The organism is Sphingopyxis sp. H115 (assembly GCF_001468465.1).
Classification (GTDB): Bacteria; Pseudomonadota; Alphaproteobacteria; order Sphingomonadales; family Sphingomonadaceae; genus Sphingopyxis.
Map to the genome: position 1 here is coordinate 1 of NZ_LNSA01000014.1, position 17,546 is coordinate 17,546.

The 17,546-nt window shown below is 65.2% G+C and carries 22 protein-coding genes; 7 read left to right on the forward strand and 15 right to left on the reverse strand.

What is annotated here, in order from left to right:
* Positions 1 to 503: hypothetical protein (locus ATE71_RS11305; RefSeq protein ID WP_414892803.1), on the forward strand; the 503-nt coding region annotated here is incomplete at its 5' end.
* 365 nt (positions 504 to 868) lie between these two features.
* Here ATE71_RS11305 and ATE71_RS11310 read toward each other — a convergent pair.
* Positions 869 to 2,191, reverse strand: a complete 1,323-nt coding sequence (locus ATE71_RS11310; RefSeq protein ID WP_058803407.1) for a hemolysin family protein — start codon at positions 2,189 to 2,191, stop codon at positions 869 to 871.
* A gap of 220 nt (positions 2,192 to 2,411) precedes the next feature.
* Between ATE71_RS11310 and ATE71_RS11315 the strand changes: the two genes are divergently transcribed.
* Positions 2,412 to 3,101, forward strand: a complete 690-nt coding sequence (locus tag ATE71_RS11315) for an OmpA family protein (RefSeq protein ID WP_058803408.1) — start codon at positions 2,412 to 2,414, stop codon at positions 3,099 to 3,101.
* Between the two features lie 55 nt (positions 3,102 to 3,156).
* Here ATE71_RS11315 and ATE71_RS11320 read toward each other — a convergent pair whose 3' ends face one another.
* Genes ATE71_RS11320 through ATE71_RS11345 form a run of 6 tightly spaced genes read right to left on the reverse strand, consistent with a single transcriptional unit; the run spans position 3,157 to position 7,251 of the window.
* Entirely contained in the window at positions 3,157 to 3,786 is a 630-nt protein-coding gene (locus ATE71_RS11320; RefSeq protein WP_058803409.1) for a MarC family protein, read from the reverse strand.
* Complete coding sequence (locus ATE71_RS11325) at positions 3,783 to 4,454, reverse strand: hypothetical protein (protein ID WP_058803410.1); 672 nt, start codon at positions 4,452 to 4,454, stop codon at positions 3,783 to 3,785. Before ATE71_RS11325 ends, ATE71_RS11320 begins: the two co-directional genes overlap by 4 nt.
* Entirely contained in the window at positions 4,454 to 5,353 is a 900-nt protein-coding gene (gene folD / locus ATE71_RS11330; RefSeq protein ID WP_058803411.1) for a bifunctional methylenetetrahydrofolate dehydrogenase/methenyltetrahydrofolate cyclohydrolase FolD, read from the reverse strand. The genes ATE71_RS11325 and folD overlap by 1 nt, the downstream gene beginning before the upstream one ends.
* A gap of 1 nt (position 5,354) precedes the next feature.
* Positions 5,355 to 5,663 (reverse strand): YggT family protein, encoded by a 309-nt coding sequence (locus ATE71_RS11335; RefSeq protein ID WP_058803412.1) that lies wholly within the window; start codon positions 5,661 to 5,663, stop codon positions 5,355 to 5,357.
* Between the two features lie 35 nt (positions 5,664 to 5,698).
* A complete protein-coding gene (gene argB, locus ATE71_RS11340) occupies positions 5,699 to 6,607 on the reverse strand; it encodes an acetylglutamate kinase (protein ID WP_058803413.1) in 909 nt (302 codons plus the stop codon).
* Entirely contained in the window at positions 6,604 to 7,251 is a 648-nt protein-coding gene (locus tag ATE71_RS11345; RefSeq protein WP_058803414.1) for a queuosine precursor transporter, read from the reverse strand. The genes argB and ATE71_RS11345 overlap by 4 nt, the downstream gene beginning before the upstream one ends.
* Before the next feature lie 409 nt (positions 7,252 to 7,660).
* On the opposite strand from ATE71_RS11345, the gene ATE71_RS11350 reads away from it, so the two are divergent.
* The 3 genes from ATE71_RS11350 (at position 7,661) to ATE71_RS11360 (ending at position 10,046) form a co-directional block, all read left to right on the forward strand.
* Positions 7,661 to 8,995 carry a NupC/NupG family nucleoside CNT transporter gene (locus ATE71_RS11350; protein WP_058803415.1) on the forward strand — a complete coding sequence of 445 codons (1,335 nt, stop codon included), beginning with the start codon at positions 7,661 to 7,663 and terminating at the stop codon, positions 8,993 to 8,995.
* 114 nt (positions 8,996 to 9,109) lie between these two features.
* The gene (locus ATE71_RS11355; RefSeq protein ID WP_058803416.1) at positions 9,110 to 9,715 is read left to right on the forward strand and encodes a beta/gamma crystallin-related protein; all 606 of its coding nucleotides are present in this window, start codon (positions 9,110 to 9,112) and stop codon (positions 9,713 to 9,715) included.
* 13 nt (positions 9,716 to 9,728) lie between these two features.
* Positions 9,729 to 10,046, forward strand: coding sequence for an MliC family protein (locus ATE71_RS11360; protein ID WP_058803417.1), 318 nt, complete (start codon positions 9,729 to 9,731; stop codon positions 10,044 to 10,046).
* A 9-nt stretch (positions 10,047 to 10,055) separates the two neighbouring features.
* Here the strand turns inward: ATE71_RS11360 and ATE71_RS11365 are convergent, their stop codons facing one another.
* The 8 genes from ATE71_RS11365 to gluQRS all read right to left on the reverse strand — a co-directional run bounded on the left by ATE71_RS11365 (position 10,056) and on the right by gluQRS (position 16,204).
* Complete coding sequence (locus ATE71_RS11365) at positions 10,056 to 10,700, reverse strand: hypothetical protein (RefSeq protein WP_235587987.1); 645 nt, start codon at positions 10,698 to 10,700, stop codon at positions 10,056 to 10,058.
* Complete coding sequence (locus ATE71_RS11370) at positions 10,612 to 11,214, reverse strand: class I SAM-dependent methyltransferase (RefSeq protein ID WP_058803419.1); 603 nt, start codon at positions 11,212 to 11,214, stop codon at positions 10,612 to 10,614. The genes ATE71_RS11365 and ATE71_RS11370 overlap by 89 nt, the downstream gene beginning before the upstream one ends.
* Positions 11,211 to 12,077 carry a 3-hydroxyacyl-CoA dehydrogenase NAD-binding domain-containing protein gene (locus tag ATE71_RS11375; RefSeq protein ID WP_058803420.1) on the reverse strand — a complete coding sequence of 289 codons (867 nt, stop codon included), beginning with the start codon at positions 12,075 to 12,077 and terminating at the stop codon, positions 11,211 to 11,213. The genes ATE71_RS11370 and ATE71_RS11375 overlap by 4 nt, the downstream gene beginning before the upstream one ends.
* Positions 12,078 to 12,147: 70 nt before the next feature.
* The gene (gene egtD / locus ATE71_RS11380) at positions 12,148 to 13,134 is read right to left on the reverse strand and encodes an L-histidine N(alpha)-methyltransferase (protein WP_058803421.1); all 987 of its coding nucleotides are present in this window, start codon (positions 13,132 to 13,134) and stop codon (positions 12,148 to 12,150) included.
* A 2-nt stretch (positions 13,135 to 13,136) separates the two neighbouring features.
* The gene (gene egtB, locus ATE71_RS11385) at positions 13,137 to 14,402 is read right to left on the reverse strand and encodes an ergothioneine biosynthesis protein EgtB (RefSeq protein WP_058803422.1); all 1,266 of its coding nucleotides are present in this window, start codon (positions 14,400 to 14,402) and stop codon (positions 13,137 to 13,139) included.
* Between the two features lie 125 nt (positions 14,403 to 14,527).
* A complete protein-coding gene (locus ATE71_RS11390; RefSeq protein ID WP_058803423.1) occupies positions 14,528 to 15,109 on the reverse strand; it encodes a cob(I)yrinic acid a,c-diamide adenosyltransferase in 582 nt (193 codons plus the stop codon).
* Positions 15,110 to 15,118: 9 nt separating this feature from the next.
* Positions 15,119 to 15,343 carry an HIG1 domain-containing protein gene (locus tag ATE71_RS11395; protein ID WP_058803424.1) on the reverse strand — a complete coding sequence of 75 codons (225 nt, stop codon included), beginning with the start codon at positions 15,341 to 15,343 and terminating at the stop codon, positions 15,119 to 15,121.
* A 9-nt stretch (positions 15,344 to 15,352) separates the two neighbouring features.
* On the reverse strand, positions 15,353 to 16,204 hold the full coding sequence (gene gluQRS / locus ATE71_RS11400; RefSeq protein ID WP_082665179.1) for a tRNA glutamyl-Q(34) synthetase GluQRS: 852 nt from the start codon (positions 16,202 to 16,204) through the stop codon (positions 15,353 to 15,355).
* Between the two features lie 170 nt (positions 16,205 to 16,374).
* Between gluQRS and ATE71_RS11405 the strand changes: the two genes are divergently transcribed.
* Entirely contained in the window at positions 16,375 to 16,941 is a 567-nt protein-coding gene (locus tag ATE71_RS11405; protein ID WP_037553138.1) for an HNH endonuclease, read from the forward strand.
* Between the two features lie 81 nt (positions 16,942 to 17,022).
* Positions 17,023 to 17,451 (forward strand): YbaY family lipoprotein, encoded by a 429-nt coding sequence (locus ATE71_RS11410; RefSeq protein WP_058803426.1) that lies wholly within the window; start codon positions 17,023 to 17,025, stop codon positions 17,449 to 17,451.
* Positions 17,452 to 17,546: the final 95 nt, after the last annotated feature.

Below are 17,546 nucleotides of genomic sequence, written 5' to 3' on the forward strand. Positions count from 1 at the left end.
CGATTACCGCGCCTGAACCCGCCGCCGAAGCCCCGGCCCCGACGTCGAAACCCAAGCCCGCCGCCAAGAAGCCCGCGGCCAGGGACGCGGCGCAGAAAGCCGCTGCCAAGCCGCCAGCAAAGGCGGCGACCAAGGCCGCACCCAAAAAGGCGGCCGCAAAGCCCAAGCCGGCTGAAACGGCCGCGATCCCCGAAGAACCGACCGTCCCGCCGCCGCCTGCGGCAAAGCCTGCACCGACCCCCGCCAAAACCGGCCCCGACAATCTGCAATTGCTCAAAGGCGTCGGCCCCAAGCTCGCGGTGCTGCTAAGCGGTCTCGGCGTCACCAGCTTCCAACAGATCGCCGACTGGACCGAAGCCGACATCGCCCGCATCGACGCACAGCTCGGTGCCTTCCAGGGCCGCATTGCGCGCGACAATATCGTCGACCAGGCGGGCTATCTCGCGCGCGGCGACAAGGCCGGCTTCGAGGCAAAATATGGCGCGCTCGGCGGGGAGCTTTAACGGCGGCCGACGACCGCGGGAGCGGACATAAAAATCCGCCCCTTGGCTGCGTCACGGGGAGCATATTCGACCCATCGTCCTCCGGGACTTGATCCGGGATCCGTCGCGGCGTCGAAGTCATGGTCTCCGGATCAAGTCCGGGGTGACGAGAGGGCGGAACCGACGGTCGCTCCCCACCCCATGGCAGACGTTTGAATAACGCATTCCTACATTATCCGATCGTGCTTCAAGCTGGTCGATGGAACAGAACACCCCGCCGGCGCGCCGGCACATCCTATTCCTCCAGCCCCTCTCGCGCCACTTGCAGCCTCAAAGGACATATTTTGAAGGCGCCAATGCGGGGCTTTTGCGGCTTTAAGCCCTGCCTATTCGTCCTCGCCGTCCTTCGGCTTCGACAATTCGGTGACGAGCAGCTTGTCGATCTTGCGCCCGTCCATGTCGACAATCTCGAAGCGCCAGCCCCTGTCGGTGAATTTTTCGCCCTCGGTCGGCAGGTGCTTGAGGATCGCGAGGACGTGCCCCGCCGCGGTCGCATAATCGCGGTCCTCGCCCAGTTCGATCCCCAGCCGCTCGGCCATCTGGTCGGCGGGCATCGATCCCGCGATGAGCAGGCTGCCGTCGTCGCGCTCGACGACGAAGGGCTCGCTGCCGATATCCTGGTCCGACGCGAATTCGCCCGCGATCGCCGAAAGCAGGTCGGCGGGCGTCACCAGCCCGTCGAAATGGCCATATTCGTCATGGACGAGCAGCATCGGCACTTCGGCCGCGCGCAACCCCTCGAGCGCGTCCATCGCGTCGATCTGGTCGTGGATGACCTTCGCCGGGCGCATCAATTGCTCCAGGTCGATCGCCTCGCCGCGGAACAGCGCCGCCGCGATATCGCGCGCCTGCACCACGCCGACGATATCGTCGACCGACCCGCGCGCCACCGGCAGGCGGCTGTGCGGCGTTTCGACCAGCTTGTCGCGGACGGCGCGCGCGTCGAGCGAAACGTCGATCCAGTCGACGTCCTTGCGCGGCGTCATCACCTCGCGCACCGGACGGTCGGCCAGGCGTACGACGCCCGAAATGATCGCGCGCTCGCTTTCCTCGATCACGCCCGACTTCGACGCTTCGGCGACGATTAGGTGCAGCTCCTCGGCGGTGACGCGATCTTCCGATTCGCGATTGAGCCCGAGCAGGCGAAAGACGAGGCCCGAACTATTGTCGAGCAGCCAGACGAGCGGCGCGGCGACGCGCGCCAGCCAGTACATCGGCGGCGCCATGAAGATCGCGATCCGTTCGGGCGAGCGCAGCGCAAACTGCTTGGGCACCAGTTCGCCGGCGATCAGCGAGAAATAGGTGGTCAGCGCGATCACCGCGGCGAACCCCGCCGCCTCCGCCGTCTCCGCCTCGAGACTGAACCAGGCGGCCAGCCGGTCGGCGACGGGCTGGCCCAGGCTCGCGCCCGAATAGGCGCCTGTCAGCACGCCGATCAGCGTGATCCCGACCTGCACCGTCGACAGGAAGCGGCCGGGATCGGAGGCCAGCTGGCGCGCAATCTTCGCGCCGCGGCTGCCGCGCTTTTCGGCCGCTTGCAACCGGGGGTCGCGCCCCGAAACGATCGCGAGTTCGGACATGGCGAAAACGCCATTGAAGAGGATGAGGATCAGGATGATCACGACATCCGACCAGGGAAAAGGGGTCATCGGGCGGTCGTACGGCGCGTCGGCGCCCGGCCCCTGTCAGCTTCGGTCATATTCTCCCTATAAGCGAAAGCCGCGGCATTGCACAATGGCGCACGGCTGAACGGGAGGCTCAGCGATCATTCAGCCGAATTCGGGAACCAGATCGCCGGCCATATGTTATCGGCACACAGGCGCGGGATGCCGGAAGCCAAAGGCATCCGCGCGATAAAGGGAGCGAAAAATGACTAGCAGGACGATCAAGCTCACCATTTTGACCAGCATCGGCGCGATCGCGCTGACCGGCTGCGTCACCGACCCCGTGACCGGCGAACGGAAAATATCGAAGGCCGCGATCGGCGGCGTCGGCGGCGCGCTTGGCGGCTATCTGCTCGGCGACCTGATCGGCGGCCGCAACAGCCGGACCGAAGAAATCGTCGGGGCAGGCATCGGCGCGGTCGCCGGTGCGGGCGTCGGCTACTATATGGACCAGCAGGAAAAGAAGCTGCGCGAACGCACCGCGGGCACCGGCATCGACGTCGAACGCCAGGGCGACCAGCTCGTGCTCAACATGCCCGGCGACGTGACCTTCGATCTCAACAGCGCGATGGTCAAATCGCAGTTCCGCAGCGCGCTCGATAATGTCGCCTCGACGCTCGCCGAATATCCGAGCACCTATATCGACGTCTATGGCCACACCGATTCGACCGGCAGCGACAGCTACAACCAGGGTCTGTCCGAACGCCGTGCCGCGTCGGTCGCCGACTATCTTGCCGGTCGCGGCATCCAGCGCGCGCGCATGGCGACGCTCGGTTACGGCGAATCGCAGCTGAAATGCGCGCCCGAACGCAGCGAGGCCGATTATCAGTGCAACCGCCGCGTCGAAATCCGCATCGCGCCGGTCACACAGGCCGACGTCAACGCGGCGCGGTAACAAGGTTCCATTCCCGTGGAAAAGAAAGGGCGTCGCCGAAAGGCGGCGCCCCTTTTTATCCCAGGCTGGCGAAGCTTGCTTTGAGCCCGTCGATCACGAACTGCGCGGCGAGCGCGGCGAGCAAGACGCCGAGCAGGCGGGTGATCACCGCCTCGCCCTTGTTGCCGATCAGCCGCATCAGCGGCCCGGCGGCAAGCAGCGCGGCGAGCGTCAGCAGCAGCACGAGCAGCAGCGCGCCAAAGATCACGAATGCCCGCTCGAGCCCGTTGTTCTGCGACACGAGCAGCATCACCGAGGCGATCGACCCCGGGCCGGCGAGCATCGGCATCGCCATCGGGAACACCGACACATCTTCGATCTCGGGGGTTGCCATCACCTTTTCGGCGCGCTGCTCGCGGCGTTCGGTGCGCTTTTCGAACACCATGTCGATCGCGATGATGAACAGCATGATTCCGCCCGCGATGCGGAAACTGTCGAGATCGATGTGAAGGAAGCTCAAGAGCGCTTCGCCGAACATCGCAAAGAAAACGAGGATGAGGCCCGCGATAATCGTCGCACGGATCGCCATCGACCGGCGCTGCTGCGCGCTCGCGCCGCCCGTCAGGCTGGCATAGATGGGCGCGCAGCCCGGCGGGTCGATCACGACGAACAGCGTGACAAAGGCCGAGATGAAAAGGTCGATCATGGCTGTTTGGGCGCCGCGACCTGGTCGTCGATGACGGTCGCCATCGTCTTGCCGTCCCACAAACGGATGGTGATGCGGCGCGACTTGTCGGCACGAACGGTCGAGGTCCAGCTCAGCGTCTGGTCCGCCGACAGGCCGACCGCCATATCCTCGCCCTCGCCGCCCGCCTCGATCGGCACCGCCGGCCGCGACCCGCACGTCGCAAGTTTCGACGCGATGAAATCGGGCGCCTCGCGCGGCGTTGTCAGGGCGTCGCCATGGTCGAGAGCCCAGCGAATCCGGCCTTTTTCGTCGCGGAGCCAAACCGTCGTGAAATAGCCGTGCGCCGGACCCTTTTGCCAGGCGCCCGTCGTAACGCCGGCATTGCCGTCGCAGCTGACATAGACGGCGTGCGGTTGCCACTTCACCGCCTCGGCCGGGTCCTTCTGCGATTTCAGCCAGCCTTCCGCCTTGACGCGCTCGGGCACGAACATGACGGCATCGGGATGCGCGGTTTCGCGGAACGCCGTCCATTGCCCCTTCTCTTGCGCGAGCCGGGCAAAGCCGATTTCGGCCGCCACGAAAGCGCTGGGGTTCGCGGCGAGCGGCCGATTGCGGAATTCGTCATGCGGGGCCGCGCAGCTCGCAAGCATCGACGCAGCGACAAGGGCGACCGGCCAAATACGCATCAAAAACCCTCCGGATCGGCAAGCCCCGCACGCCGGTGCGCGGCGACAAGCGTGTTGCGCAGCAGGCAAGCGATCGTCATCGGGCCGACGCCGCCGGGCACCGGGGTAATCGCATCGGCGACCCCCACCGCTGCGGCATAGTCGACGTCGCCGACCAGCCGGCCCTTCGTTTCGCCCTCGCCCGCCGGCAGGCGATTGATGCCGACGTCGATCACGATCGCGCCAGGCTTGATCCAGTCGCCCTTGACCATCTCGGCGCGGCCGACCGCTGCCACGACGATGTCGGCGCGGCGGACAAGCGCCGGCAGGTCCTTCGTCCGGCTGTGCGCCATCGTCACCGTGCAATTGGCGCCGAGCAGCAATTGGCCCATCGGTTTGCCGACGAGGATCGAGCGGCCGACGACGATCGCGTCCTTGCCCGACAGGTCGCCGAGCCGGTCCTGAAGCAGCAGCAGACAGCCATAGGGGGTGCACGGCACCATGCCCGGGATACCGAGCGCAAGTCGCCCTGCGCTGACCGGGGTCAACCCGTCGACGTCCTTTTCGGGGTCGATCGCCGCCACCGCCGCCTGTTCGTCGAGATGGCCGGGCAGCGGCAATTGCAGCAGGATTCCGTCGACCGCTTCATCGGCATTGAGCTGGCGCAGCAAGGCTTCGACCTCGGCCTGCGTCGCGCTTGCGGGCAGGCGATGTTCGAAACTCGCCATGCCCGCCGCGACGGTCGCCTTGCCCTTCGAGCCGACATAGACCGCGCTCGCCGGATCGTCGCCGACCAGCACCACCGCGAGGCCGGGTGCGCGGCCGGTCGCCGCCTCGAATGCCGGAACCGCCGCGGCGATCCGCGCGCGCAGCCCCGCGGCGAACGCCTTGCCGTCGATTACGCGCGCGTCATCGGCCATGTCAGATCGCCCCGCTGTTCATACCGAGCGTATAGAGATAGGAAATCACCGGTCCCTGCAGGATGATGATCAGGATCAGCACGACCATCGGCGTCAGGTCGAGCCCGCCGAAATCGGGCATGATGCGGCGGAAGGGGCGGTAGAGGGGCTCGGTAATCCTCTCGAGGACCTGCCAGAGCTGGTTCACGAAATCATTGTGCGTGTTGATGACGTTGAACGCGATCAGCCATGACATCACGGCTTGCACGATGATGATCCACCACAGGATGTTGAGCAGGATCGACAGAATTTGAAGAAACATCAGATACATTGGGGGCTCCGGCCAGAAGGTCGAGAAAAGCGCTTTTAGCGGTGAATGAGCGTCCCCGCACCCCTTGTGGTGAAAATTTCCAGCAGCATCGCGTGCGGGATACGTCCGTCGAGGATGACCGCCGCCTCGACTCCCGCATCGACTGCGGCCACGCAGGTTTCGACCTTGGGGATCATCCCGCCGGTAATCGTCTCGTCGGCCTTGAGCGCATCGATCGCCGCGCGGTCGAGGTCGGTCAGCAGTGCGCCCGACTTGTCGAGCACGCCCGCGACGTCGGTCAGCAGGAAAAAGCGTTTCGCGCCGAGCGCCCCCGCGATGGCGCCCGCCATCGTGTCGGCGTTGATATTATAGGTCGCACCGTCGGCGCCGAGCGCGACGGGCGCGACGACCGGAATGAAATTGTCGTTCGTCAAATTGGTCAGGATCGTCGGATCGACCGCGACGGGTTCGCCGACAAAGCCGAGGTCGACATGGCGCTCGATCCCCGAATTGGGGTCGGGTTCGGTGCGCCGGACCTTTTCGGCGAGGACGAGATTGGCGTCCTTGCCCGAAATGCCGACCGCGCGGCCGCCGAGTCCCGCGATCCAGCTGACGATTTCCTTGTTGATCTTGCCCGCCAGGACCATTTCGGCGACTTCCGCGGTCGCGGCATCGGTGACGCGCAGCCCCCCGACGAAGGTCGATTCGATCCCGAGCTGTTTCAGCATCCGGCCGATCTGGGGTCCGCCGCCGTGCACCACGACAGGGTTGATGCCGACGGCTTTCAGCAGCACGACATCCTCGGCGAAATCGCGCTGCGCCTCCGGGTCGCCCATCGCGTGGCCACCATATTTGATCACGAAGGTCTCGCCGGCATAGCGCTGCAGATAGGGCAGCGCTTCGACGAGCGTTTCGGCCTTGGCAAGCAGGTCGGGCATGTTCGAGGGATCGGTCACAGGCATCATCCGGCGGTCTTTGCATCGAGGCGGCGGCCAATCGCGACCACCGCCATCACCAGCAGCGGCACCATCACTGCCGACAGCACGACCTTGGCGATCATCTGCCCGAGCATCAGGTCGCCGATCGGGCGGACGCCATAAAAGCTGACGGTAATGAAGATCAACGTGTCGATGATCTGGCTGAGCGCCGCGGCAACGAAACCACGCAAGGGCAGCAATCGGCCGTTGTTCGCGGTCATTCGCGAAAAGAGCCAGACGTTGAGGCTGACCGACACCCCATAGGCAAGAATACCTGCCGCCATCATCCGCCAGCCCTGTCCGACGATGATCGGGAAGGCTTCCTTGGCGGGCTCGTACATGCCCTCGTCGGTCGGCAACTGCAGCACGAACACCGTCAGGATGATCGCGAGGATAAGCGGGATGAAGCCCAGCCGCACCAGCCTGTCAGCCACGACACGTCCATGGAGTTCGGCGATGCCGCTCGAAATCGCGATCAGCGTGAGGAAAGGGAAAATCCCTGCCTCGACCGCCAGCGGACCGAGCGCCACCTGCTTTGCCCCCAGGAACCCGCCGAGCGGAACCATGCCGCCGTAGAGGATTGCGAACAGCAGCAACGAGGGCGCGATCACGCGCGAAGAGCTATTTTCCATCGAGGCCGCTTAATCGCTTTTGCCGGCGCTGGAAAGACCGCGAAATGATGGCTATTGCGCGGACGGGGCGCTCGTCCTTTCATGAAAGCGACGTCTCTTCGGTCGCCGAACCGGCCGCCGTTTTTTGCTGTCCTACATATTCGCGCCGCATACGATCGCCCGATGATCATGCCAGCCATTCCATCCTTCATTGCGCTTTGGGCGTTTCCGCGATCCGCACCGGCAGCGAAAATGGAGGGGTACGTGGCGTGACCTTCATGACCTTTCGAAAGAAATTGCGCCGGCTGCAGGCGCAATCCGGCGACGGTCCCCGGACGGCTGCCAGCCCGCCCCATGCCGCGCGGCCCTTGCCCCGGCGCCAAAGCCCGCTAGACAGGCCCATTAAACTTGCGGGGGACGCAGCTATATTATGGAACGCCTGATCGGACTGCTCGGCATCGTCGCACTGCTTGCGATTGCCGTGCTTTTTTCGTCGAACCGGCGCTGGATTCGCCCGCGCATCGTTATCCCCGCCTTCCTGCTCCAGGCCGGTTTCGCCGTGCTGGTGATCGGCACGCCATGGGGGCGCGCGGTGATTCAGGCGATGTCGAACGGGGTGTCGAACCTCCTGAGCTATGCCGACGAGGGCACACGCTTCCTGTTCGGTGACGTTCTGACGCAAGCGCCTTATGGCAAGGCAGTGTTCGCGATCGGTGCGCTGCCCGTCATCATCTTCTTCGCCTCGCTCATCTCCGTGCTCTATTATCTCGGCATCATGCAGCTGATCATCAAATGGGTCGGCGGGGCGATTCAGAAGGTCACCGGCATCACCAAGGTTGAAAGCCTGGGCGCGGCGGCGAACATCTTTGTCGGTCAGTCCGAATCGCCGCTCGTCATCCGGCCCTATCTCGCGGGCCTCACGCCGCCGCAGCTGTTCACCGTGATGACGGTCGGCATGGCGGGCGTCGCGGGGACGATCCTCGGCGCTTATGCGGGGATGATCGGCCCGCACCTCCTGCCCTATCTGCTTGCCGCGAGCTTCATGTCGGCACCTGGCGGCATTTTGATGGCGAAGATCATGATGCCCGACGATCCGAAGGATATCGGCATCGAACCCGTCGTGATGCCCGAGGCGAGCCATGACGAGGAAAAGCCCGCGAACATCATCATGGCGGCGGCACAGGGCGCCCAGACCGGCGTCAAGCTCGCGGTCGCGGTCGGCGCGATGGTGATGGCCTTCGTCGCGCTCGTCGCGCTCGCCAACGGCATCCTGGCCGGGATCGGCGGCTGGTTCGGCTATGAAAGCCTGTCGTTTCAGGCGATTATCGGCGCGGTCTTCCGCCCCGTCATGTGGCTGATGGGCGTGCCGTGGGAGGAAAGCGCGACCGTGGGCGGGCTGTTCGGCAGCAAGGTCGTGCTCAACGAATTCGTGGCCTTCATCGATCTTGGCCGGGCGCAGGGCGAAATGTCGATGGCGGCGGTCGCAATCGCGACCTTTGCGCTCTGCGGCTTTGCGAATTTCAGCTCGATCGCGATCCAGATGGCGGTGACCGGCGGGCTTGCGCCGAACCAGCGCCCGATGATCGCCAAGCTCGGCCTCAAGGCGCTGCTTGCGGGCAGCCTGTCGAACCTGATGTCGGCGGCGCTTGCCGGGCTGATGCTCGGCATTGCGCCACCGCTCGCCAAGCCCGCACCGGCCGTTCCCGCCGTCCCGGCCACCGCGCCGGACGTCGCGCCCGCGCCGCCGCCCGAAACGGCGCCATGACGCACCGCCGGCCGTCGCGCTGACGGAATTGGGAGAATTTGCAAGCCATCCACGAATGCCGTAAACTCGGAACATAACGAATCCCGGGTCGCGTTTGCAAAATGGGAGGCTGTGATGAAAACCGCTTATCGTTTGTCGATTCTGGCCGCGGTAGCGGCATCGGTCGGAGCGGGGTTCCTCGCCGACTCCTATGCCCAGACCGCCGAGACCGAGCGGTACCGCCCCCCCGAAGCCACCATCTATCGCGACGCGGGCTATCGCGGCCCCGCGGTTTTCATCGGCGAGGAAAAGCCGAACCTCGGCCTCAGCTGGCCGGTCAATTCGATCCGCGTGCCCCATGGACGCTGGGAATTGTGCGAAAGGACGCGCTATCGCGGCCGGTGCCGCACCGTCGAACGCGATACGCCGATGCTCAACACTGTCCTGCGCGGAATGACCGTCCAGTCGATGCGGCCGGCGGGCGGCGGCTGGAACCCCGGCCCGCCCGCCAATGATCAGGTCGCACGCGGCAATTTCGCCGAATTCCATACGCAGCCGTCCGAGCGCAACTATCGCGTCCTTGCCTGCGCGAGGGGGTCGGCAACCGCCAGTTGCGCCGCGCAGGCGGCCGACAATTGGTGTCGCTCCATCGGCTGGAACGGGTCGGCCCGCGAACATATGGAAACGGTGAACGGGCGAGTCTATCTCGCCGACGTGCTCTGCGTCCGGTCGGGTTATTAGGGGGGATGCGAGAATGACGACGATCAGGGTTTTTACGGCTGCCGTCGCGCTCTTCGCTCTCGCCGCCTGTTCGTCGGTGCCACGCAACACCGGCACCAGCTACGACTGCGACCGCGGTACGAAGCTGAAGGTCGACTATGTCGGCAACACGGCGATCGTGCGCGTCAACGGCAGGGGCTCGATGGTGCTGAAACAGACGCCATCGACGGGCGGCGCGGTCTATGAAAGCCGGAAGGGCGCGCGGCTCCAGCGGAACGGCAACGAGGTGACGTGGAACACCGCGCTGCGCTCGGCGCCCGAAAGCTGCCGGATCGTCTACACCCCGCTCTGACGGAGGCGATCAGGGGCGGGCGGGGGCCTTGCAGCCGCGCTCGAGCCCCACGCCTTTCAAAAAGCCCCGGCGCACGGTTCCCGCGTAGACGGCAAGTGCGTATCGCCGTCTTTCGGCGTTGGCGCCGGTTACCTCGCCGATCAGCCCGCGAAAGGGAATGATCGAGCCGGCAACCGTCCCGGCAACACGACCGGCGGTTTCCTCGCGCTTCTTCGCCCGGCTCTTGTCGACCTGTTCGTTGACGTCGGCGCCCAGAACATCGTTCAGTTCGGTAACTTCGCGAATGATCGCGGCGCATTTTCCCATCCCGTCGAGCGAATAGGGATTCTCCTGTATCGCCAGCAATTTCGGCGGGACCTCCTTGCCGTCAAACGGCTCGGTCACCTCGTTGGCGGTGTCCTTGATCGTCGATTCTTCCGGTGCGCCCTGCTGGGCGTTGGCAGCGGCGGTTCCGGCCAGCAACACTGCCGCCAGAACGAATAAGGCCTTGTCACGCATGAGCATATTATCCCCTATCATCTTGCGGACATAACGCGCACGACGGCTTTCGGCTCCATCGGCGGTGTTATACCGGGCGGCGGACGGTGATCTGAACCCACGGCCCTTGCACGCCGTCATAGCCGCCGCCAATACCTTCAGCGAGATCGAGACCATCCCAGCGCGCAGATCCACGATACACGGCCTCGAGTTCCTCGCGAGAAAAATAGTTGAAATAGCGGCCGAAACGGTCGCGCCCTTCGCATCCTCCGCCCTTGTAGCTCGCGAAGTGCAGCCCCCCGGGCTTCAGCGCGCGATGGATGCGCGCAAGGACGTCCGGCAGATCGCCGCGCGGCACATGAAGCAGGCTGGCCGACGCCCATATCGCATCGTAGCGGTCGGCAGCCGCCAGTTCGCCGAAGCGCATGACGCGGACCGGCCTTCCCAGCCGAGCTTCGGCCTGTGCCGCGATCTCGGCCGTGCCGTCGGTCGGCTCGACCGCGAAACCGCGCGCGATCATATACGCGGCGTCACGCCCGCCACCGCACCCGAGTTCTAGGATCGCCGCGCCTTGCGGCAATCGGTCGAGGAAGGCGTCCAGGTGGCGCGAAACGCCCGACGGCCCCGATGCCGCATAGACCGGCGCTTCGGCCGCGTAAAAGGCAAGGGTCGCGGCGTCGAAACCGCTCACCGCGTCGGCACGGGTGCCTCGCCCGTCCAGTCGTAGAAGCCGCGCCCGGCCTTTTTCCCTACCCAGCCGGCATCGACATATTGGACAAGCAGGGGCGCGGGACGGAATTTCGGATCTCCGGTGCCGCTGTAGAGCACGCGGATGATTTCGAGGCAGGTGTCAAGACCGATGAAGTCGGCGAGCGTGATCGGTCCCATCGGGTGATTGAGACCAAGCCGGCAGCCGGCGTCGATATCCTGCATCGTCGCGACGCCTTCGCCGAGCGCGAACACCGCTTCGTTGATCATCGGCATCAGCACGCGGTTGACGATGAAACCGGGGGCGTCGTTGGCGTGGACGATCTCCTTGCCAAGACCGCGGCCATAGGCTTCGACTTTCGACAGCGTATCGTCGCTCGTCGCGAGGCCGCGGATCAGTTCGATCAGGCCCATCACGGGCACCGGGTTGAAAAAATGCACCCCGATGAAGCGCGCCGCATCGGGTGCGGCCTGCGCGAGGCGCGTGATCGGGATCGAGCTGGTGTTCGACGCGAGGATCGCGGTGGCCGAGAGATGCTGGCCGACGCTGGCGAAGATCGTGCGTTTGATTTCTTCGCGCTCGGTTGCCGCCTCAATCACCAGGTCGGCGGGTGCGAAGGCGGCATGGTCGGCGACGGGTGCGATGCGGGCGAGCAGCGCGTCGGCATCGGGCTGCGTCATCTTCTCTTTCGATACCAGCCGGGCGAGCGCCTTGGCGATGCCGGCCTTGCCGGCTTCGGCACGCGTGATGTCGATGTCGGACAGGAGAACGTCGTGGCCGGCGCCCGCCGAAACCTGCGCAATTCCCGCACCCATTTGTCCCGCACCGATAACGCCGACGATCATGATATGCCCTTTCGCTGGAAGCCTTGCCCGTGCCCCTACGGCTTGCGGCCCTCGCGTCAAGGGCAGAGCGTCAGGGTGCCGAGCGGAACTCGGTCGCTTTCGCGAGGATCAGCGCAAAGGCGGGCTCGGCATCGTCCCATGTCGCAATCGGGGTCCAGCCGCCGGCGCGGAGCAGCAGGTTTGCGTCGCGTGGTCCATATTTATGGCTGTTTTCGCTATGGATCGTCTCGCCCTTCGCCATATGATAGGCGTGGCCGTCGATCGTGAAATCCATTTCGCAGGCGGCGACGAGGTGCATTTCGATGCGCGCGTGAACATCGTCCCAGACCGCGCGATGGCTGAAATTCTCGACCGCTATATCGCCGCCGAGTTCGCGGTTGATCCGTTCGAGAAGGTTAAGGTTGAACGCCGCCGTCACTCCCGCCGGATCGTCATAGGCGGTTTCGAGTATGCCGATGTCCTTGATCCGGTCGATACCGATAAGCATCAGCGACCCGTCGCCGAGCGCCGCACGCCAGTTACGGAGCAGGTCGATCGCGCTTCGCGCCACCATGTTCCCGATCGTCGACCCCGGGAAGAAACCAAGTTTCGGGAGCGCGCATATTTCGCGCGGCAATTCGACGCGCTGGGTAAAGTCGGCCTCCACCGGATAGATAGCGAGCCTGGGAAAGCGCTCCGCGAGCGCCTCTGCGCTGTCGCGGAGGAAATCGCCCGAAATATCGACCGGAACATAGGCGGCGGGGTCGATCGCATCGAGGAGCAACGGGGTCTTGGTCGAGCTGCCCGAGCCAAGTTCGACGACCGCGCGCGCCGGCCCGATCGCCGCGGCAATGTCCGCGGCGTGGCGCGTCAGCAGGTCGGTTTCGCTGCGCGTCGGATAATATTCGGGGAGCGCCGTGATGTCTTCGAACAGCGCCGAACCGGTCGCGTCGTAGAACCAGCGCGCGGGAATTGCCTTTTGATCTTGCGACAGTCCAGCGTGGACGTCGGCGCGAAAGGCGATGTCGACGCCCGCGTCATCCGCCGAAACCTGACGAAGGTTGCGCACAACACCCATGGTCAAAGATCTTTCGCTAGGCGCAGGCCAGTGAACTGCCAGCGCTGGTGAGGATAGAAGAAATTGCGGTACGACGCGCGCATATGGCCGCGCGGCGTCGCGCAGCTGCCGCCACGGAGCACGAACTGGCCGCTCATGAACTTGCCATTATATTCGCCGACCGCGCCGGGCGCGGCGCGGAAACCCGGGTACGGGCGATAGGCGCTGCCGGTCCATTCCCACACGCTGCCGAACATCTGTTGCAGCCCTATGTCATCGACCGCAGGCAGGGGCTGGACCGCACCGGCGGCATCGAGTTGCTGCCCGTCGGCGGAATCGAAGGAGGCAGCCGCCGCTTCCCATTCCTGTTCGGTCGGCAGCCGCGCGCCGGCCCAGCTCGCAAAGGCATCGGCCTCGAAGAAACTGATGTGCGTCACCGGCGCGGCACGTTCGATCTCGCGCCACCCGGCGAGGGTGAAGTTCCGGCCCTCGCGCCAATAGGCGGGCGCTTCGACAGCCTCGGCCTGCACCCATGCCCAGCCGTCGCTGAGCCAGAGCGAGGGGGTGCGATAGCCGCCGTCGGCGATGAATTCCTGCCATTCGCCGTTGTTGACCGGGCGGTTCGCGAGCGCGTGCGGCGTCAGCAGCACTTCGTGGCGCGGTCCCTCGCAGTCGAAGGCGAAGCCGCCACCGCCATTGCCGATCGCGACGATCCCTTCGGCACCCTTGACCCAATTCATGGCGGAAAACTGCCGAACTTCACGCGTGATCGGCGTGTCCCACACCGCCGGGCCGAGCGGGTTTTGCGCAAAAAGATGCTTGATGTCAGTGAGCAGCAATTCCTGATGCTGCTGCTCGTGATGGATGCCCAGCTCGATCAGTGCCAGCGCGCTCGCCGGAAGATCGGGCAGCGCGTTCTGGACCGCGGCGTCGACATGTGCGCGCCAGACGCACACGTCTTCGAGCGACGGACGCGTCAGCAGGCCGCGATGCGGGCGGGCGTGGCGGGGGCCTTCGGCTTCATAATAGGAGTTGAAAAGATAGGGGTAACGCGTGTCGAAAAGCGCGTAGCCCGGCACATGATCGCGCAGGACGAAGGTTTCGAGGAACCATGTCGTGTGGGCAAGGTGCCATTTGGCGGGCGAGGCGTCGGGCATCGATTGCGCGCTGGCGTCGGCGTCGGAAAGCATCGCGACAAGATCGAGCGACAATCTCCGCGTCGCAGCGAAGCGGCGGGTCAGCGCCTCGATCGGGTCGGTGCGGGTCGAAGCGTCAGTGCGGCTGGCCATGCTAAGACAATCCCCCGAGGTGCGATTCGGTTTCGCGGTTCACCTGATTATGGTTACAGCGCGAGGCAAAGTCTAGAACATTAAGGGAACATTGTTCGTCTCGCGCCTTCGCGAGGCGACCGAAATCAACGCGTCGCGCCGGGTTTCCAGAGGATGTCGCCACCCGCGGCGGCGTTGAGGTGGCGTGTGAGCACGAAGAGATGGTCCGACAGGCGGTTGAGATAAGCGAGCGCGAGCGGGTTGAGGTCGCGTTCCGCCCCCGCTGCCACGCCCGCGCGTTCGGCGCGGCGCGTCACCGTGCGCGCGAGGTGAAGCCGGGCGGCGGCTTCTGTGCCGCCGGGGAGGATGAAGCTTTTGAGCGCACCCAGCGCCACGTTCATCGCATCGATCTCGTCCTCCAGCCTAGCGATCTGGCCGGGCACGATGCGCAGCGCCATGTCGTGCGGGCCGAAACCGAACTGGATGTCGGGCGGGGTCGCAAGGTCCGCGCCGAGGTCGAACAGCTCGTTCTGGATGCGGGTGAGCATCGCGGCCTCGTCGCTCGCCGGATCGAGCGCGGCGGCGGCGATGCCGACCGCGCTGTTCGCTTCGTCGACGTCGCCGATCGCCGCCATCAGCGCGTCGGACTTGGCAATGCGCGAACCGTCGACGAGGCCGGTGGTGCCGTCGTCGCCGGTGCGCGTGTAGATCTTGTTGAGTTTGACCATCGCCGCAGCTTAGCTGCCCGCGGCGAGCAAGCCGATCAGCACGAGCAGGATGATCGTGATCGCCTGCCATTTGACGCGCGACATCATCATCTTGTTCTGCATCACCTGATTCTCGTGAACCGTGCCGTCCATCTGGGCCTTGTGCCCTTGCGAGAAATAGAAGAGCCCCCGCGCGAGCGAGAAGAGGACGAAGCCGGCGGCGATCACGACGCCAAGGACGAGCAGGATTTCCATAGCCTCTATTTAGGGATTTTGCAGTGAATAGCCAGCAGGAAGCCTGTCGACCGCCAGATCGGCGGCGAGCCGACGGCCATCGATGCCCGCTTCGCGCAGCGATTTCAACGACGCCGCGGCATCGCGCTTGGCGAGCCTTTTGCCGTCGGGGCCGCAGACGAGTGCGTGATGGCGGTAGATCGGCGTCGGCAGCCCGAGCAGCGCCTGCAGCAGCCGGTGGACGTCGGTCGAGGCGACTAGGTCGGCGCCGCGAACGACGTGCGTTATCCCCATAGCCGCGTCGTCGAGCGTGCTTGCGAGGTGATAGGAGGCGGGTGCATCCTTGCGCGCGAGGACGATATCGCCGTGCGCGGCGGGGTCGGCGACGCGGTGCCCCTGCCCCGCCTCATCCCACGCAAGCTCGCCCGCCAGCGCGGCAGCGCGCGCCATGTCGAGGCGCCAGCAATGCGGCTCGTCCGCCATGCGCCGTTCGCGTTCGACCGCGGGCAGATTGCGGCAGGTGCCGGGATAGATCGCACCCGACGGACCGTGCGGCGCCGACAGGCTGGCGGCGATATCGGCGCGGGTACAGAAGCAGGGATAGACAAGGCCCTGCGCCCGAAGCCGATCGAGCGCAGCGGCATAATCGCTGAGCCGGTCCGACTGGCGCAGCGGATCGCCGTCCCAGTCGAGGCCGAGCCACGCCAGGTCGGCAAGCGCCGCCGCGACATAATCCTCGCGCGAACGGCTGCCATCGATATCGTCGATGCGCAGCAGAAAACGCCCGCCCGCCGCACGCGCCGCGTCATGCGCCAAAACCGCGCTATAGGCATGGCCGAGGTGCAACTCGCCGGTCGGGCTCGGGGCGAAACGGGTCAGCATGGTCATCGCAATGAATCCATATGCTGTGGCGAGTCAAAGGCAATCATTCCATATCTTGCGGGCAGAAGCCCCTTGACGCCAGAATCTGATGCGGCATGTAATGATGGTGTCACGCGCGGGAGGCAGTGGCGCGCCATCCCGTGAAGAAATGGGGGCAGCGTTACCAAGCCATGTTTCATCCCGATCTTGCCCGGCATCCCGATAGCTGTCCGGCGCTCGTTCTCAACGCCGATTACACGCCGCTGAGCTATTATCCGCTGAGCCTCTGGCCCTGGCAGACCGCGGTGAAGGCCGTTTTCCTCGACCGCGTCACCATCGTCGAAAATTACGAGCGCGAAATCCATTCGCCGACGCGGACGATGCCGATCCCCAGCGTCATTGCGCTACGCCAATATGTGAAGCCGTCGGAGCATCCGGCATTCACGCGCTTCAATCTGTTCCTGCGCGACCGTTTCGCGTGCCAATATTGCGGGTCGGGCAAGGATCTGACCTTTGACCATGTCGTGCCGCGACGCCTGGGCGGGCGCACGACATGGGAAAATGTCGCGACCGCGTGCGCGCCGTGCAACCTGAAAAAAGGCGGCCGCACGCCGCAACAGGCGCATATGCCGCTCTATCGCCAACCGTGGCGCCCGACGAGCTGGCAGCTGCAGGACAATGGCCGCGCCTTTCCGCCCAATTATCTGCACACAAGCTGGATCGACTGGCTCTATTGGGACGTTGAACTGGAAGGCTGACGGGCACACAACAGGCGCGACAGCATGGGTTCACCTCGATGGCATTAGGCGCCCGCCAACCATCGAAAAAGGAGAAACATCATGGTTCGCATCACCCGCGTTCTCGCCGTCAGTGCAATCGCCGCCCCGCTACTCGCCGCCTGCGCGACGATCATGCCGCCGTCGGAAGCGCCGGTGTCGGTCACGGGCAATATCACCTATCGCGAGCGCATGGCACTGCCCCCCACCGCGCAGGTCGAAATCCAGCTCGCCGACGTTAGCCTGATGGACGCGCCGTCGAAGACGATCGCGCAGCAGTCGTTCACCGCCGACGGCCGGCAGGTGCCCTTCGCCTTTTCGCTGACCGTCGACGAGCGGAAGCTCGACCCGCGCGGCCGCTATTCGGTCTCGGCGCGCATCACCGACGCATCGGGCCGGCTGATGTTCATTACCGATACGCATAATGGCGTGACCTTCGATGGCCGCCCGCGGATCGACATGGGCACGCTGGTCATGGTTCGGACGCGTTAGGCGTCGGACAAATCCGCCGAACGAGCGACTGCCGGAGGCCGGGAAGGAAGCACAGCCGCCCTTCCAGCCCGTGATGGCATAGCTCGTCGCCGGCG

Bases quoted from the DNA above. Each gene is read 5' to 3' on its own strand.
- ATE71_RS11410 (WP_058803426.1), top strand. From the start codon at position 17,023: ATGGTTCGCATCACCCGCGTTCTCGCCGTCAGTGCAATCGCCGCCCCG.
- ATE71_RS11325 (WP_058803410.1), bottom strand. From the start codon at position 4,454: ATGCGTATTTGGCCGGTCGCCCTTGTCGCTGCGTCGATGCTTGCGAGC.
- egtB (WP_058803422.1), bottom strand. From the start codon at position 14,402: ATGGCCAGCCGCACTGACGCTTCGACCCGCACCGACCCGATCGAGGCG.
- ATE71_RS11360 (WP_058803417.1), top strand. From the start codon at position 9,729: ATGACGACGATCAGGGTTTTTACGGCTGCCGTCGCGCTCTTCGCTCTC.
- ATE71_RS11365 (WP_235587987.1), bottom strand. From the start codon at position 10,700: ATGGTCTCGATCTCGCTGAAGGTATTGGCGGCGGCTATGACGGCGTGC.
- egtD (WP_058803421.1), bottom strand. From the start codon at position 13,134: ATGGGTGTTGTGCGCAACCTTCGTCAGGTTTCGGCGGATGACGCGGGC.
- ATE71_RS11355 (WP_058803416.1), top strand. From the start codon at position 9,110: ATGAAAACCGCTTATCGTTTGTCGATTCTGGCCGCGGTAGCGGCATCG.
- argB (WP_058803413.1), bottom strand. From the start codon at position 6,607: ATGATGCCTGTGACCGATCCCTCGAACATGCCCGACCTGCTTGCCAAG.
- ATE71_RS11395 (WP_058803424.1), bottom strand. From the start codon at position 15,343: ATGGAAATCCTGCTCGTCCTTGGCGTCGTGATCGCCGCCGGCTTCGTC.
- ATE71_RS11405 (WP_037553138.1), top strand. From the start codon at position 16,375: ATGTTTCATCCCGATCTTGCCCGGCATCCCGATAGCTGTCCGGCGCTC.
- gluQRS (WP_082665179.1), bottom strand. From the start codon at position 16,204: ATGCTGACCCGTTTCGCCCCGAGCCCGACCGGCGAGTTGCACCTCGGC.
- ATE71_RS11350 (WP_058803415.1), top strand. From the start codon at position 7,661: ATGGAACGCCTGATCGGACTGCTCGGCATCGTCGCACTGCTTGCGATT.
- ATE71_RS11375 (WP_058803420.1), bottom strand. From the start codon at position 12,077: ATGATCGTCGGCGTTATCGGTGCGGGACAAATGGGTGCGGGAATTGCG.
- folD (WP_058803411.1), bottom strand. From the start codon at position 5,353: ATGGCCGATGACGCGCGCGTAATCGACGGCAAGGCGTTCGCCGCGGGG.
- ATE71_RS11320 (WP_058803409.1), bottom strand. From the start codon at position 3,786: ATGATCGACCTTTTCATCTCGGCCTTTGTCACGCTGTTCGTCGTGATC.
- ATE71_RS11310 (WP_058803407.1), bottom strand. From the start codon at position 2,191: ATGACCCCTTTTCCCTGGTCGGATGTCGTGATCATCCTGATCCTCATC.
- ATE71_RS11390 (WP_058803423.1), bottom strand. From the start codon at position 15,109: ATGGTCAAACTCAACAAGATCTACACGCGCACCGGCGACGACGGCACC.
- ATE71_RS11315 (WP_058803408.1), top strand. From the start codon at position 2,412: ATGACTAGCAGGACGATCAAGCTCACCATTTTGACCAGCATCGGCGCG.
- ATE71_RS11345 (WP_058803414.1), bottom strand. From the start codon at position 7,251: ATGGAAAATAGCTCTTCGCGCGTGATCGCGCCCTCGTTGCTGCTGTTC.
- ATE71_RS11335 (WP_058803412.1), bottom strand. From the start codon at position 5,663: ATGTATCTGATGTTTCTTCAAATTCTGTCGATCCTGCTCAACATCCTG.